Consider the following 16477-nt stretch of genomic DNA (forward strand, 5'->3'; position numbering starts at 1 on the left):
CTCCGCCCCCCTTCCCCTGCAGGCTGGGCTCATCCGACTTGTAGTGAGAACCCTTGCACTGAGGAGAATCCTAAACGATGCTCTGGGTTTGAGGTGCAATTGTTTTGCGTTCAACGATATGTGTGGAGAATATGACGTTTCGGATACAAGGATTATCTACAGGACTTTTTAAATGCAGTTTATCCAGCAGGATCCGGACGGCCTCCTGACCGAGTTCCTCACGGGGGTAGGAGATGGTTGTTAGGGGTGGGTTCACATATTGTGAAAATTCTATATTATCACACCCAATGATCGATATATCTTCAGGAATCGAGTATCCGAGTTCCTGGATTGCTCTCATGGCGCCGATAGCCATTCTGTCATTCGCTGCAAACACTGCTGTAATATCAGCGGTGGAGGTTAATAACTTTTTCATTTCCATGTAGGCGTTCTCCATATCCCAATTAATATTGAGCAGCAGGGAAGGGTTCAATTGTCTGTTGTTGGCCAGCATGGCCATTGCATATCCGCGGAAGCGGTCTTCATATTCCAGAATACGTATTTTATCAGGTGTGTAACCGCTGATATCTCCGATGTAAACAATCTGGCTGTGTCCCAGATCAATCAGGCGCTGGATAATGGAGTATACAGTACTCTCAAAATTGAGGGATATCTTGTCATTCTGGAATCTGCCATATCCCCGGAACATCTCGACAGCAGGAATCTGTTTTTCATAAAAATACTCGTATATTTCTATGGGGACATCGCCTATAAAAATAACACCGTCACAGGCGGAGGGTTCTCCCTTTTCACGCACTGCGGAATCAGAAAATTCCTCTGCTGAAAGCGCAAAGCTTAAGTTACATTTCTGCGCAATCAATTCCGACTCTATTCCCTTGATAATATCGGAAAAATAACTGTCGTCAAAGGAATGCTCATCTTTGGTTACGATATAACCGATATTCTTTGTCCTTGAATTAGTCTGGGACTTGGTTTTCCGTTTTTTTACCTTATAGCCGAGTTCTCGTACACTTTCCCAGATCTTTTCCTCTGTTTCTTTTGAAACGTTCATTGTTTTATCATAGTTTATAACTCTCGAAACCGTGGTCAGGGAAACGCCTGCCTTCTCGGCTACATCACTTAGTTTAACCGCCATTTTATAACCATCCTTTTGCTTATACCCAAAGGTGATAAGCATTTTACTAAAATCTATAAAGCTATATTAACATACTATTTTCTGGTTTTCAATGGGTTCTTTCGGAAATCTAAATTTTAGTAAAAAATGTAATAGTTTATAATACATGTAAAATATAGTAAATTCAATAATGGTAAATATTTCCACTGAATCAGAAAGAATGATAATTTTAGTAAAATTAGTGTTGACAAATTTACTAAAATTATATATATTAAAATAAAAAAGGAGGTAACGGAATGGAAGAAAAACAAAAGAAAACGAGTTATGAAGCGAATTGGGAATCTTTAAAGCAGCATGAGCCCTCGGAATGGTTTAAGGATTCAAAGTTTGGTATTTTTGTACACTGGGGTGTGTACTCGGTGCCGGCATGGGCGCCGACCAATGACTGCCAGATCGACCAGTATACGAAACTGCATGGGACTCACCCGTATGCGGAGATTTACCTGTATTGTATGAGGTTCAGGAACAGTCCTTTCTGGAAACACCACGTAGAGACGTATGGGAGCAATTTTCATTACGATGACTTTATACCGATGTTTCAGGCTGAAAATTACCATGCAGAGGAATGGGCAGACCTGTTTAGGGAGGCAGGGGCAAAATATTCAGTCATGGTTACAAAACACAGTGACGATTTTGCCATGTGGCCTACGGAATATTCGGACAGGAATGCATTCAAAATGGGACCACATAAGGATCTTGTCGGGGAATTTGCGGAGGCAATGAGAAGCCGTGATCTGAAGCTCGGGTTATATTTTACATGGTGTTTTAATGTCTATTACTCACATTATCCGAGTTTTCCGTATACGGATTATATCCATGCGCAGGCAAAGGAACTGATCGATACATATCATCCGGACCTGTTCTGGCCGGATGCAGAGTATGCGGTGCCCAGACAGAGGGTTCCGGCAGAGCTATGGAGAAGCGAGGAGATGATTTCCTACTTTTATAATCAGGCAAAGGACCCGGCACAGGTACTTGTAAATGACAGGTGGGGAAAGGTTGATAATGAGCGGCTTCTTGGAGACTATATGACGCCGGAATATGCAAGCATGGATGGGATTCCTGAATTTTACTGGGAAACGACGAGAGGGATCGGACGGTCATTTGGCTATAACCAGATGGAAGGCGAAGAAGATTATGCCAGTGTGAAAGAACTTGTGCACATTCTGGTAGATAATGTAAGTAAGAACGGCAACCTGCTATTAAATGTCGGACCGAAAGCAGACGGAACAATACCGGATATACAAAAGAACCGGCTGCTTGGAATCGGCAGATGGCTGAAGAAAAACGGAGAGGCTATCTATGGCACACGCCACTGGGTACACTTTGGAACAACAACAAAAGACGAGATCCCCATCAGGTATACCAAAAAGGGGGATACGGTTTATGCGATTGCTCTTGAGCGTCCGACAGGAAACCTGAGTATACCGTATCTGTATGCGAAGGACAATACGGTAATCAGGGGTGTGGCAGCGAACCGGGAACTGGAATGGCGGCAGAAAGGGAATGAGCTTGAAATTATACTGCCGGAAAACCTGGAAGAGTCAGAGGCTTATGCATTCTCGATCAGCCCGGAGCCATACTGCCTTATAACGGAGGAGAATAAGCCCAAAATACTGAAGGTAACAGATCTTCAGGTAATGGGACTGGATAAGCACTGGTAAAGGAGGAGAATTTTATGAAAAAGTGTAGGATTTTGAGTGTTTTATTGTGCGCGGCTATGCTGGTAACAGGGCTCGCGGCATGTGGAAAATCAGACGGGGATAAGGCTCAGAAGGATGGAGGCGGTGATGGGAAAATCAAACTGACCTTTATGGGGTGGCAGCCTGAGCTGCAGATGATGAATGACAAGATGCTTCCTGTGGTGAAGGAAAAATATCCGGATATCGAGATACAGGTGGAGATACTGGAATGGTTTGATTACTGGGATAAACTGACGATAGACTCGGCAGCGGGGGATGCTGCGGATATCGTTGCGATGGATGTAGACCATATTGCGACTTTTGAGGATTATTATATGGGACTGGATGATCTGGCAAAGGATGTGCTGGGTGATGGCTGGGAGGACCAATATAATGACGGCATATTGGATGACCTGCGCGGTGTGTCCTCAGACGGGACACTAAAGATGATGCCGTCTGATGTGACAGGGCTCTGGTATATTTTCTACAACAAAACAATTTGCGATAAGCTGGGAGTCGAACCGCCAAATGGGGAATATGAGGATCTGGCAAGATTTGCGGCGGAAATCAAAGAGAAAGACTCATCTATACTGCCAGTAGCATTTGCAGCAAAAGAAGATGTGAATCTGGGTTATTTCTATCTCTGGCTTGCAACAAATAATCAGCAGGGGATTGTTCAGGATGCAGTAGAAGGAAAAGCGTCTTTTACAGATGATGCCTTCGTGAAAGCATTTGACCAGCTCCAGAGAATGTATGATGACGGGATTCTGGCAGAAGAGAATTTCGGACTGGATGCTTATCCGGGATGTGATGAAGCTCTGAAGAATGGAAACTGTGCGGCTTATCTGACAGGAGAATGGTACCTTGGCAACTATCTGATGGGAACTTCCCTAAAGGGGACACCTACGGAAAATGATGAGATGGGTGTTGTTACCATGCGCAATGTGCAGGGCGGCGAAACCTGTATGCAGAAATATACTTCATTCGGATATGCCATCAGCAACGAATGTGAATATAAAGAGGAAGCAATGAAGATTCTGGAAGAATGGACTCAGGGAGAAGCAGCAAATGAATGGATGAATTACATGGCCTGTGTCCCTGCAGCAAAATCTGTATCGATTGATGTCGGCAATATGAAATCCGAGGAGGCAAAGAAGACTTATCAGAAGGCGCTGGATGACTTGAATCAAAATCCATCCGTTCTCCGTTCAACATTAAATATTGAACTGGATAATAAAATAGGTGAGGCTGTTGTTTCGGTTATGCGTTCAGGTCTGGACGTGGATGAGGCGTTGAAACAAATACAGGATACCGCAGATGCAGTGAGGTAACAGCGGTCTTAAAGGATGTCAGGAAGCAGTGTCCTTAGCTTCCTGATATCCGGGTAAAAACGGGAAGGTGGCATGGATGAGAAAAAATAAATGGAATTCATATTTATATATATTGCCTGCAGTTGCATTCGTTAGTGTTTTTCTGATTTATCCGATTCTCTTCAACCTGATATCCAGCTTTACAAAATGGAAGGGGCTGAATTTCAGTGCGGCAGAGTTTGTTGGACTCCAGAATTATGCAGCTTTATGGAAGGATACAGTTTTCAGGAATGATTTGAAAAACTGCATTTTCTTTATGGTGCTGACGCTGTTTTTCCAGATGAGTATCGGGCTGCTGCTCACGGTTCTGCTGAATATGAAACTGGCAGGGCACCGGTTTCTGGAGACAGTGTACTTTTTTCCGGTTGTGTTGTCATCTGTTGTGATCGGGTATACATTTTCGCATATCTTCGAGCCGAATTTCGGAGCCCTGAATACATTTTTACAATCGGCCGGGCTATCAAATCTGAAGAGGATGTGGATTGGAGACCCAAAGTACGCTATCTATGCGATTCTGATAGCCAATATTTACCAATGGGCGGGTATGGGAATCATATACTACAGGGCAGGTCTGGCAGGGATTTCAAAGGATATCTATGATGCCGCTAAAATAGACGGGGCAGGATTCTGGCAGAGTTTTTTCAAGATTACAATCCCGCTGCTTAAAAATATCCATGTGATTATCCTGCTGATGGGGACTATTGGGTGTCTGAAATTCTTTGATCTGGCCTATATCATGACGAGCGGGGGACCGGCCAATTCCACAGAATTCCCGCTTTTGTATCTTTACAGGAAGTTTATGAGAGAGTCGAACAGCGGGCTGGCAAGTGCGGTTGCAATTATCATTATTATTCTGGCAACTCTTATGTCGGCGGGAATTTTGAAAATTACGGGGAACGGTAAGGAAGAGGGCGAATTATGAATAATGCAAAGAAGAAAAATTTACTGATTGAAGTGATATTGTTTGCTGTCGCTGCGGTCTGGATTATTCCAGTATTGTCAACGGTACAGATCTCTTTGAAAAATGGCGGGATTCAGAATTATCAGGATGTATTTGCCACAAAAATCAATGAAGTAATGATTCTGCCGAAAATGATATTGAATAGTGTGATTGTGACAGGCGGAACGATCCTGATTGTTATGGTATCTGCAACACTGGCTGCTTACGCATTTTCAAAGCAGGTTTTTCGCGGGAAACATTTTTTCTTCGTCCTTCTATTATCCTGCTATGCAATCCCGATGCTGTCCACACTAATTCCCAATTCACTGCTGATGAAAAGCCTTGGCCTGCGCGGATCCTATATCTCCATGATATTTCTGCTTGCAACGGCGAATATTCCATTGGCAATTTTAATCTTCAAGGGCAATTTTGACGGGATATCGAAGACATACATAGAAGCAGCCGCAATAGACGGGAGTACGGATCTGAAAACATTCCTCTTTATTATTCTGCCGATGTCAAAGCCTGCAGTCGTAAATGTCCTTGTAGTACTTTTTATACAGGTGTGGAATGATTTCCAGATACCACTGGTTTTCTCTACGAGTCCGGAAAAGTATACACTCACCCTTGCGCCGACATTCTTCGGATTGACACAGAACCGTCTGGACCTGCCCCATTTGTATGCTTCCATTGTAATTATTGCCATACCGGTTATTGTCTTTTATATGTTTATGCAGGATAAGATTGTGGAAGGAATGAGTCTGGGAGGGTTAAAAGAATGATAAATATAAAAAAAGAAATATTGCTCGTACCTGAACCAGAGTGCACAGATGATACGGGGAGAATCCAGGCAGCGGTGGATAGCTGCAGGGAAACGGGTGGCAGGGTAGTCTTTGCACCGGGAAAATATTATACAGGGACGATACATTTGTGCAGTAATTTGATGATAGAATTCACAGAAGGCAGTGAAATAATCGGAAGTGACGATCTGGCGAAGTATACGGTTCATGAATACAGCCACCAGTCAAAGCAGAATTACTGGCAGAGTCTCTTTTTTGCAAGAGATGCGGTACATGTGGTGCTAAAGGGAAAGGGCCGGATATCCGGTCAGGGGGATCATTTTCCATATGGACTGGAGGCATACAGTGTGGATGATCAGGATATGGCACCAGTCAGGGAATATAAAGTAAGGCCCAGCCTGCTCTATTTGAAAGGCTGTACAGATGTGAAAGTAGAACAGTTAGAATTGAGAGATGCCGCCCAGTTTGCAGTGCTGACAGAAGAATGTACAAAAGTGGAGTTTCGGGACATCAGTGTCATTAATAGAAAGAACCAGAACACAGACGGGTTTCATTTCTCCGTGACCAGAGATATTATGATCGAGAACTGCAGGCTGGACTGTGGAGACGATGCGGTCGTCCTCAACAGAAGCGCCGTCGGAGTCAGGATCAGAAATTGTGATATTTCATCCAGATGGGCGGGAATACGGATCGGACCTTTTTCAGATGGAGAGTTTACTAGGATTGAAGTCTGTGGCTGCCACATTCATCATACTTACGGATGCGCTGTAAAGATACAGGTAGGGGAGGGCGGCTATGCTCATGATCTATATTTTCACGATCTGGTGATGGACGAAGTTACAGGACCAGTTCAAATCAGGCTGTGTCATTTTCCGGGGTGGGAGACGAAAAAAGAAACAAACATAAGTCCTGGTAGAATTGATCGCATTACCTTTGAAAGAATCAGGGCCAGAGTAATCGCCGAGGGAAAACCGAAGCCACATGAAGTGCCCGTATTCAACGGAGAAAGATATTCCTGTGTTCAGGTTCAGGGACTGGATGAATATAAGATAGGCCGGCTGACATGCAGGGATTGGGGCATTCAATATGAGGGCGGGTATGAAGATACGGCATATAGTCTGCATTTAACAGAAAATGCAGACTACAGATATCCGGAATATTTTATATTTGGGATTATGCCATGTTATGCCATGTATGCGGCCCATGTAGAAAAACTGGTGCTTTCCGGTCTGCATTTTTCTTGTGAAAAAAGGGATGTCAGAGTGCCGTTTGTTTTTCATGATATAGCTGGAATAGAAATGACAGGAATACAGACAGAACAATAAACACGACCAGTAAGGAGAGACTATGGAAAATGTGAAATTATTTGGAGCGGCAGGGGACGGGATACAGGATGATACACAGGCGATACAGCACGCGGCAGACCAGGCGGCAGCAGCGGACGGAGAAGTTTATTTCCCGGAGGGTACATACCTGACAGGGACACTATTCTTAAGGAGCGGCCTGCATATACGGCTGAGTGAACGTGCGGTACTGCTGGGCAGCCCGGAAATTAAAAGCTATAGTACGAAGACACATTATAATAGGTATGCAGGAGAGCATTTTCTGGACAGATGCCTCATTTATGCGGAGGATGCGGAAAATATTAGGATATCGGGCGGGATAATTGACGGCAATGGGGCTGCCTTTTATGAGGAAGGAAATCCTGATATAGTGCATCCGATGTTGTTTCGCTTTTTGAGATGTAAGAATATCAGGATGAATGATCTTAATATTCGTATGCCTGCCGGATGGAGTACGGCGTTTCTTGAATGTGAAAACATCCGGATATCCGGAATCAGTATCATAAGCAGACACTTTAATGGTGACGGGCTGGACTTCGACAGCTGCCGCGATGTCCGGGTGTCAGACTGTATGCTGGATACCAGCGATGATTCCCTGTGTATTCAGAATTCAGTGGCGGAAAGGGTAAGCCAAAATTTTGTGATCAATAATTGTATTATGAGAAGCAGGTGGGCAGCAGTCCGCATTGGTCTTTTAAACAGCGGAGACATAGAAAATGTGACAATATCAAACTGCATCTTCCACGATGTCTTATGCAGCGGACTTAAGATTCAGGCGGCTGAGGGCGGCAGAATCCACAATATTATGATAAGCAGTCTGCTGATGAAAAATGTCCCCAGACCGGTATTTGTAACATCGAATTATTGCAGGATGGGGGTACTGGATGATAGTCCCCACGATGGTGAACGTGGGATTGACGGAGTATATTTCAAAAATATAGTGATTGAGAGTGACCATACAATGAAATCAGACCCGGCAGCCGGATTTATCGTTCTGGGGACAGGAAAAAGGAAAATAAAAAACATCCGTTTTGATGATATTACATATCACGCACCCGGAGGCTGGAAAGACATACCAGACAGCATACCGGAACTCGAAGGCAAAAGACCTGAATACTTTTCAATCGGCCAGATTAGTGCATCTGCATTTTATGCAGCACACATAGAGGGGTTGCATCTGGAGAGATTTACATACAGCTTTACAGAAAAAGACGCAAGACCCCCTATCGTTTTTAACGATGTACAGGTAGTCTAGTACTAGGGGGGGCTTTCGAAAAATCACAGAATTTATCAAAAATGCCAACTTACGGGAGAAGAGAACGGGGACAGCAGGAAGCATATAACCTGTTTCTCTTCCGTTCTCTTCTACGTTCAGCAGGTAAAGCCGCTCAGAGAGATTCAAAACTATATCCAGTGTATGTGTATTAACTTTAATTGATATGATATTCAGAGAGTGGTTTTTCAACAGCTGGCTGCCTGATTCGTTTTAGAAGGACATCATCGGAATCTTGGGAGTTTGCCTTTACAACATTATAAATTTCTTCAAGATCATCTGCAGATTCTTCTAAATCTTCTGCTATTTCTGCTAATGTTTTTCCTTTAAGATATTTTTTCTTTATCTGTGAAATTAATTTTAGAAATTCTCCATCTTCAAGCCCAGCCTTACGACCTTCTTCAAGTCCTTCCCTGCGCCCTTGGTTTACAGCGGTCTGCAGCCGGCTTATTTCATCACTGATAGCCATCTCGCGGCGCAGATATAAGTAGCGCTCGTTTTCATCCTGGTTTATTTTCTCCAATTCGTCTTTTGCTGCCTCCATATAGGGATTCCCTTTGGTCTCCATACATATCGCCTCCCAGCTTTTTGCCGCAATAACCTTCGCCCATTTGTAAAGCTCCGGTTCCTGTTCTTTTTCTGCTTCTGTTGCATCTTTTAATTTCTTTAATTCTATCACATGGAACTGGAATTTACTACTGTATACTTCATGAGGAAATTGTTGCCGGATACCGTTATTTGCCATATATAAGAGGCAAAACGGCGTTTGAGAGAAAGGGAAATCCTGAACTATAATTTAGTCAACAAATCGAATCGAATAGAAAGGAAGAAGCACATGAAAGAGACCATAGCTGATATCAAAATGCGTCGGAGTGTAAAGGAGTACAAGAAGGAGCAGATTACGGATGAAGAGCTGCTTACTGTTCTTGAGGCTGGGATGAATGCACCGTCCGGGGGGAATAAACAGTCACCCATTTTTATTGCAGTACAGAATCCGGAATGGATTCAGAAGCTTTGCAAATTAAATGCGGAGATTGCAGGGGCTCCGGAAGGGTTTGATGTATTTTACGGTGCGCCTACCATTATTCTTGTATTAGCCCAAAAGGGAGTTGGCAATCCGGTGGAGGACGCAAGCCTGTGCCTCGGAAATATGTTTAATGCAGCGTATGCCCTTGGCCTTGGTTCACGCTGGATCAACCGGATTTATGAAACCTTTGAGACTGATCTGGGAAAGGAACTGCTCAAAGAGGCCGGATATGAGGGCGAGTACATAGGTGTCGGGTCCTGTATCCTCGGATATCCGAAAAACGGGTTCCCGGAACCAATCGAAAGAAAGCCGGATTACTATAAAATTATTAAATGATGTTGGGGTCAAAAGGTATTTTGACCTCTGATGCCTACGGATTTCTCCGCACTTCGTGCTCCCGAAATCCTAAAAACATTCGAAATCCGCCCTAATCGGGCTACTTTCTCATGTTTTACGGGTCCCAAAGTCATCCAATTGCATGCGAGCATGCATTGTATGACCTTTTGACCCTGGCATTATCAAATAATGAACTTCATTCATGCACTGTTTTAGGAAGCGGGGATTGCTGATGAGAGAAATTATGCATCTGGAGTTTATTACTGACCGGGAAAGCAGGACGCATCTGCATCAGGATCTGGAAATCATCTATATTCTAAAAGGGGATGTTGAGATCCTGCTTGATAATAAAAGTTACAAACTTTCTGAAAATGACTTTATCCTGATCAACACGAACAAAAAGCACTGGATCAAAAGTGGGAAAAATTCGGTTCTGGGACTTCGATTTCTCATTGATTACCAGATACTGACAGAGTACATGAAAACAAACCAGCTTTTATTCTGGTGCAACACAGTAACGGATAATGAGGAGAGCTATACGCTCCTTAGGAAGATCATGGATCAGATTCTGAGTCTGTATTTTGACGGGGCAGAAGCAGATGCGTTCCGTATCAGAAGCCTGATGAATGAGATGCTCTATCTGCTGACAAGTAACTTCCTGGTCAGGAATGAGATGAAGAAAGCGGCGTTACTGAACAATGAAGAAGATGCCCGGGTGATTGAAATCAGGAATTATATATTGACGAATTACCAGAAACAGTTAAGCCTGAATGATCTGGCAGAACAAATGCATCTGTCAAGTGCACATTTATCCCGGTATATAAAACAGAACTTTGGAATTAGTTTTCTTGAATATTTAAACAATGTACGTCTTTTCCACGCCGTAGATGACCTTGTGTATTCCAATAAAAAAATCATTAATATTGCGATTGACAACGGTTATCCAACACCTACAGCATTTAACAAAGCATTTCGCGACTGCTACCAGATGACACCGTCTGAGTATCGCAGCAAAGCGAATGAAACAAATGTAGATGATGGTCAGATGACCCGAATGACAAAAGAAAAACAAAGGGAATTGAAAAAGATCATCAGGCAGAAAAAGAATTACTTGAAGAAGGAAAGCCTACAGGACCACAGTCTTCTTGTTGTAGATGCAGACCAGATCAGACCGCTGAAAAGTGTATGTAATGAGATTTTAAACGTGGGTGATATTACGAACCTAATGCGTTCTGATGTACGAAGCCAGATACATTTTTTACAGAATAAACTGAATTTTAAATATATCCGGATGTGGAACATGCTCAGACAGCTTGTTTATAAAGATGACGAGGAGCATATACAGCTTAACTTTACCCAATTGGACCGCATTTTGGATTTTTGTTTAGAGATACATTTAATTCCCCATATAGAAATCGGATATAAGCCGGTGATTCTGATGGAAGGGGCAGAGAAGCAGATATACTCGGAAGCGGATACTATTTTATTTCAGACGCTGGAGGAATATGAGGATGTACTGAAAAGATGGTTTATGCATCTGATTAACCGGTATGGACTGGAAGAATTTGAAACATGGCGGTTTGAAATGCGCAGGGATATCACACATTTCCCACATAAGAGTGATACATTTTTTGAATGTTTTCCAACGGCAAAGAAACTGCTCAAGGGACTTTCCCCCAAAATCAGGCTGGGAGGTCCGGGAATTATTCTGGGGTATGAGAATTACCAGTATGATGAACTGTTTGAAAAGTGGAAGGAAGTCCCGGATGCGGAACCGGATTTTATCAGTGTCTACAGTTTCGGCTATGTAACAGTAGAAAAGGATGGAAAGTATTATGTGAAAAAATCTGTTGATTCCCAGTATACAAACCATCAGGCAGAACTGCTGAAAGAGGTCTTAGACCGGAATGGTTTCTCAGATCAGAAAATCTATGTGACAGAGTGGAACTATTCGATCTCAAACCGTAATGTACTCAATGACAGCTGTGCGATGGGTGCTTATGTTATGCAGAACCTGATACAGGCGGAGAATACAGTCGAGTCTATGGGGTGGTGGCATGCGACAGACCTTTTGACCGAGTACCATGATACAGATACAGCGTTGAACGGTGACAACGGAATGCTTACCTGTGACGGAATACAAAAACCGGTTTATTATGCCTTTGAATTTATGAATAAACTGCATACAGGCATGCTGGGAAAAAATGAGAATCTGCTGATTACTACAAATGAAAAGGGCCGTTATACGCTTGTGTGCCATAACAGTAAAAGGCTGTGCTATCATGGCAGGACTGTAATGGAAAATAAAATCCGCATAGAGGATGTGGATGAGTTGTTTGAGAATACGGAACCCATACGGCTGAAGGTACAGATCCATAACGTAAAGCCGGGAATCTACCGGATGAAATCCAGTTTTATTAACAGAGAACATGGAAGTGTGCAGGATTTGTGGACGCAGATGGGGAAAAAGAAGAATCTGTCCAGAAGTGAGAGTGATTATCTGAACCGGATTACAGTGCCCCATATTAAGATCACAGAGATTGAATCAACAGAGAATATTTTGAATTTTGAAATCGACTTACAGCCATATGAAATCAGGCTTATAAAGTTAGATTATCAATATAAAAGCCATAAATAGGAAACAGATGTTGCGATAAAAATACATATCAAAAATGAACCTATTGTTTTTGATGCTGCAAGTAATAGTGACTGTGACTTTTGCATGAAAGTCAATAGAAAAACAGCGCAGGGAGGGAAGAAATAAAATCAGAATAAAAATATAATATAACTATCATGCAGCACAAATATAAGATCAAAAAAAGGAGGAACAGTATGAAAAAGAAAATGGTAAAAAGGATTCTGGCGTGTGCATTAGCAGCTACGATGGTGGTGGCAATGGCAGGGTGCGGATCTTCAAAAGACACAAAGGAGACCAGTGCGAAGAGCGGTGAGGAGTCTAAAAAGCCGGCATCTGTAAGTGACATCGAAATCAACGAGGCAGGTGTAGACGCAACAGGGCATGAGGGAGAAGAGGCGCCGGAGGGCGTGCAGGAAGGGACAACCTATAACCACTGGACAAACTATGACATTCCGATTTATACACCGTGGATGGATAACCGTGCAGCAGTCCTTTCTTATCAGATTTATGACAACCTGCTTGTAAAGTGGAGAGGGGATGTGAATGACATCCGTTGTAATATTGCAGAAAGTTATGAAGTTTCAGACGATGGACTTGTATGGGACTTTAAACTGAGGGATGACGTTACGTTTTCTGACGGGTCAGGCTTAACGGCACAGGATTTTATTGCTACATGGGACGTTATGGAGACATATCAGCCACGCCCATTTGCCAGTGTGGAAAGCTATGAGGCAGTCAGTGACTATGAACTGAAGATTACCTTAAGTGCACCGAACCCGACCTTTATCTATGAACTGCCGACACAGAACATCTATGGCGTTGTTTCCCACAAAGCACTGGAGCAGTACGGACCGGAAGATAACAGGAGCGCAGTGGGATGTGGACCTTACTATGTTGAATCATATACAACCGGCGAGAAATTCGTTCTGAAGGCAAGGGAAGATTACTGGAATAAAGAACGTGCACCTCATATTGAAACATGCGAAATCGATATCATTGCGGACGAGAATACAGCTATGATGGGCCTGCTTAACGGCGAGCTTGACTGTATGAACACCGTGGATATTGAAGTTATGAATAACCTTCTGGATAACGGAATTACACTGGCCCTGATCGAAGACCGCGAAAATCCGTTCTGGCTGAACTGCCGTACCGTAGACTGCTTAAAGGACATAAAAGTACGTGAAGCACTCTGTCATATGATTGACTGGGATGCGCTTTCTGAACTGGTGTATGACGGATTATACCCACATCCGGACAGCTATTTTACAGGAGACGAGGCACCAAAATATTCAGAAAAATATGATTATGACCCGGAACTTGGACTTAAAATGCTGGATGAAGCAGGATATAAACCGGAAGATATTGACTTTACAATTCTGGCAGATCCGGACTTTACAGATTTAGAAGTTGCTCTGGTTTCACAGTTTAATGAGCATGGCCTTACAAACATTGATACAGTAACTTATGACGGTGCTACATGCTACGGTATGCTGAAATCAGGTACATATGACTGCTTCCCGGTACACAATGGGTACGATCCGACTTCACCGCTGACACCATTTACAATGGGACTTCTGGAAGGTGGAACACAGCCTTGTATGTTCTTAAAAGATGCGGATGAGGCAGCTTATAATGAGGCAGTTGCTATTTATGACAAGGTAGTATCTTCAACTACGACAGATGAATATTTTAAAAATGTGACAGAGCTTGAGAATCTGGTACAGGAGCAGTGTCTGGCACTTGGAGGACTTCAGGTAATCAGAGGTTATGCATTCTCTGATAAAATCCGCGGTGCATATGTATCACCAGTCAGTGCTGAAATCCAGTTTAGCGATCTGTGGGTTGCTGAAGACTAATATGCAACAGTTCAGGACTGTCTGAAATGTAATATATATACTGCACCGGACAGCTGAATGTAAGAAGAAACGTCGGCAGGAACCTGTGGGCTTGGGTCTGCAGGTTCCTGCCTTTCTTATTAGTAATGTTAAATCAGATGATTTAGGGGGACCATATATGGCGAAATATATTATAAAAAGAATTTTGATGGTACCTGTGCTGCTTCTGCTTATTGCGATGTTTGTTTTCTTTCTTCTCAATCTTTCAGAAGCGGATCCGGTCTTAATGATGATGCCGGCTGAATATTCACAGGAGGACTATGATGAGATGGCAGAGCGGTTTGGCCTGGATAAACCAAAACCGGTCCAGTTTGTAAACTGGGTGAAAAGTGCCGTTACGGGTGAATTCGGAACTTCCTACAAATCCAAAGCGGCTGTATCAGATGAAGTGCTTTACAGAATTCCTGTCAGCCTGAAACTTGCCGGTGTGACAACACTGCTGATGATCCTGATCGGAGTTCCTATGGGGGTCATGTGTGCGGTGAAGCAGTACTCGGTGTATGACAATATTGTAAATATTGCCGCAAAATTTATGGGATCCATCCCCGGTTTCTGGCTCGGACTGATGCTCATCCTTGTGTTTTCCGTAAACCTGCACTGGCTGCCTTCGTTTGGAATGAAGAGCTGGAAGAGCTGGATTCTGCCGGTATTTACCTTTTTGCTCCCGTATCTTGCCAACTACCTGCGGCAGGTGCGCAGTGCGATGCTTGACTGTATCCGCCAGGACTATGTGCGGACATCCCGGAGCAAGGGACAGAAAGAAAGCGTTGTTATTTTCCGGGATGCACTGAAAAATGCATTGCTTCCGATCATTACCCTGACTGGCGGTACTTTTGCATCCATGATCGGTGGTGCGGTCATGATAGAGCAGGTATTTGCATTCCCGGGAATCGGATATAAGGTACTGGAGGGAATTAATAACAGGGATATGCCTGTCATACTTGCCTGTACGATTATCCTGGCATTATTCACGATCGGTGCACAATTGATTATTGATATCCTGTATGCGGTTGTGGATCCGAGAATCAGGAGCAGCTTTGCCGGGAAGAAGAAAGTGAAAAAAGAAATCAGCACGGCAGGAGGTACGAATTGATGGCTAATACGGGAAAAGATGGAAGAAAAAGGATGAAGAAACGCGGCCAGATGGCAGAGGCATGGGCTCGTATGAAGACGCAGCCGATCGCCGTGGTATCGCTCGCGGTTGTTGCAGTACTGGTTCTTGTTGCAATTTTTGCAGACCTGATTGTTCCTTACAGCAAGGCAATTACCCAGGTCGCATCGGACAAGCTTCTGCCGCCGGGAACGGCCGGACACATACTGGGAACGGACGGCTTCGGGAGGGATATGTTTGCCAGAATCATTCATGGTACACGTACTGCATTGGAGATCGGATTGATTTCTGCAGGTGCATCTATTGTTATTTCGACCTTTCTGGCATGTTTATGTGCCACGGTCGGCGGATGGGTTGATAACCTCATCATGCGTTTTATTGACGTTGTAAGCTGCATTCCAAGTCTGGTCATGGCGCTGGCTATCTGTGCCGCACTCGGAAACGGAATTCCCCAGCTTGTATTTGCCCTGTTTTTCACAGGACTGCCCATGCACACGAAAATGGTACGAAGTGTGGCTTTAGGTGTTGCAAAAATGGAATATGTGGAATCGGCGGTTGCACTCGGTGCAAAGCCCGGATATATTATGATGCGGCATATGATACCGAATCTGGCGAGCGTTATTATCATCAATGGTACGGCACAGGTATCCATGAATATCATGATGGGGGCAACCTTAGGATTTGTCGGCCTCGGTGTAAAAGCTCCGACTCCTGAATGGGGAACGATGCTGGCTGACGGCTTAAGCTACATGCTGCGCAACCAGTACATGGTTCTGGTACCGGGACTTGTTCTGGCACTTGCAGCCTTATTCATTAACTCACTGGGCGACAGCCTGCGTGATGCACTCGACCCGCAATTGAAAGGCAGAGCATAGGAGGAGCGTA

The 16477-nt window shown here is 43.8% G+C and carries 13 protein-coding genes; 11 read left to right on the forward strand and 2 right to left on the reverse strand.

Annotated features, from left to right (window positions below; genetic code table 11):
- Positions 1-70 precede the first annotated feature (70 nt).
- Positions 71-1135: a LacI family DNA-binding transcriptional regulator gene (locus tag DWX43_RS01515; RefSeq protein WP_182440589.1), complete on the reverse strand. Its 1065-nt coding sequence runs from the start codon at positions 1133-1135 to the stop codon at positions 71-73.
- Between the two features lie 275 nt (positions 1136-1410).
- On the opposite strand from DWX43_RS01515, the gene DWX43_RS01520 reads away from it, so the two are divergent.
- The 6 genes from DWX43_RS01520 to DWX43_RS01545 all read left to right on the forward strand — a co-directional run bounded on the left by DWX43_RS01520 (position 1411) and on the right by DWX43_RS01545 (position 8564).
- Entirely contained in the window at positions 1411-2838 is a 1428-nt protein-coding gene (locus DWX43_RS01520) for an alpha-L-fucosidase (protein WP_118618361.1), read from the forward strand.
- A gap of 14 nt (positions 2839-2852) precedes the next feature.
- Positions 2853-4187 (forward strand): ABC transporter substrate-binding protein, encoded by a 1335-nt coding sequence (locus tag DWX43_RS01525; RefSeq protein ID WP_118618363.1) that lies wholly within the window; start codon positions 2853-2855, stop codon positions 4185-4187.
- Positions 4188-4263: 76 nt separating this feature from the next.
- Positions 4264-5148, forward strand: a complete 885-nt coding sequence (locus tag DWX43_RS01530) for a sugar ABC transporter permease (protein ID WP_109731498.1) — start codon at positions 4264-4266, stop codon at positions 5146-5148.
- Entirely contained in the window at positions 5145-5948 is an 804-nt protein-coding gene (locus DWX43_RS01535) for a carbohydrate ABC transporter permease (protein WP_118618364.1), read from the forward strand. Before DWX43_RS01530 ends, DWX43_RS01535 begins: the two co-directional genes overlap by 4 nt.
- Positions 5945-7291, forward strand: a complete 1347-nt coding sequence (locus DWX43_RS01540) for a glycosyl hydrolase family 28 protein (protein ID WP_118618365.1) — start codon at positions 5945-5947, stop codon at positions 7289-7291. The genes DWX43_RS01535 and DWX43_RS01540 overlap by 4 nt, the downstream gene beginning before the upstream one ends.
- Before the next feature lie 22 nt (positions 7292-7313).
- A complete protein-coding gene (locus DWX43_RS01545) occupies positions 7314-8564 on the forward strand; it encodes a glycosyl hydrolase family 28 protein (RefSeq protein WP_118618366.1) in 1251 nt (416 codons plus the stop codon).
- Positions 8565-8739: 175 nt separating this feature from the next.
- Here DWX43_RS01545 and DWX43_RS01550 read toward each other — a convergent pair whose 3' ends face one another.
- Positions 8740-9327: a PD-(D/E)XK nuclease family transposase gene (locus DWX43_RS01550; protein WP_118618367.1), complete on the reverse strand. Its 588-nt coding sequence runs from the start codon at positions 9325-9327 to the stop codon at positions 8740-8742.
- 90 nt (positions 9328-9417) lie between these two features.
- On the opposite strand from DWX43_RS01550, the gene DWX43_RS01555 reads away from it, so the two are divergent.
- The 5 genes from DWX43_RS01555 to DWX43_RS01575 all read left to right on the forward strand — a co-directional run bounded on the left by DWX43_RS01555 (position 9418) and on the right by DWX43_RS01575 (position 16467).
- A complete protein-coding gene (locus DWX43_RS01555; RefSeq protein ID WP_109731503.1) occupies positions 9418-9945 on the forward strand; it encodes a nitroreductase family protein in 528 nt (175 codons plus the stop codon).
- Between the two features lie 232 nt (positions 9946-10177).
- Entirely contained in the window at positions 10178-12583 is a 2406-nt protein-coding gene (locus DWX43_RS01560; RefSeq protein WP_182440591.1) for a helix-turn-helix domain-containing protein, read from the forward strand.
- Positions 12584-12777: 194 nt separating this feature from the next.
- The gene (locus DWX43_RS01565) at positions 12778-14442 is read left to right on the forward strand and encodes an ABC transporter substrate-binding protein (protein WP_181368696.1); all 1665 of its coding nucleotides are present in this window, start codon (positions 12778-12780) and stop codon (positions 14440-14442) included.
- A 157-nt stretch (positions 14443-14599) separates the two neighbouring features.
- The gene (locus DWX43_RS01570) at positions 14600-15574 is read left to right on the forward strand and encodes an ABC transporter permease (protein ID WP_109731506.1); all 975 of its coding nucleotides are present in this window, start codon (positions 14600-14602) and stop codon (positions 15572-15574) included.
- Positions 15574-16467, forward strand: a complete 894-nt coding sequence (locus tag DWX43_RS01575; RefSeq protein WP_109731507.1) for an ABC transporter permease — start codon at positions 15574-15576, stop codon at positions 16465-16467. The genes DWX43_RS01570 and DWX43_RS01575 overlap by 1 nt, the downstream gene beginning before the upstream one ends.
- Positions 16468-16477: the final 10 nt, after the last annotated feature.

Origin of the sequence: Clostridium sp. AF19-22AC (genome assembly GCF_003479085.1) — a bacterium.
Classification (GTDB): domain Bacteria; phylum Bacillota; class Clostridia; order Lachnospirales; family Lachnospiraceae; genus Faecalicatena_A; species Faecalicatena_A orotica.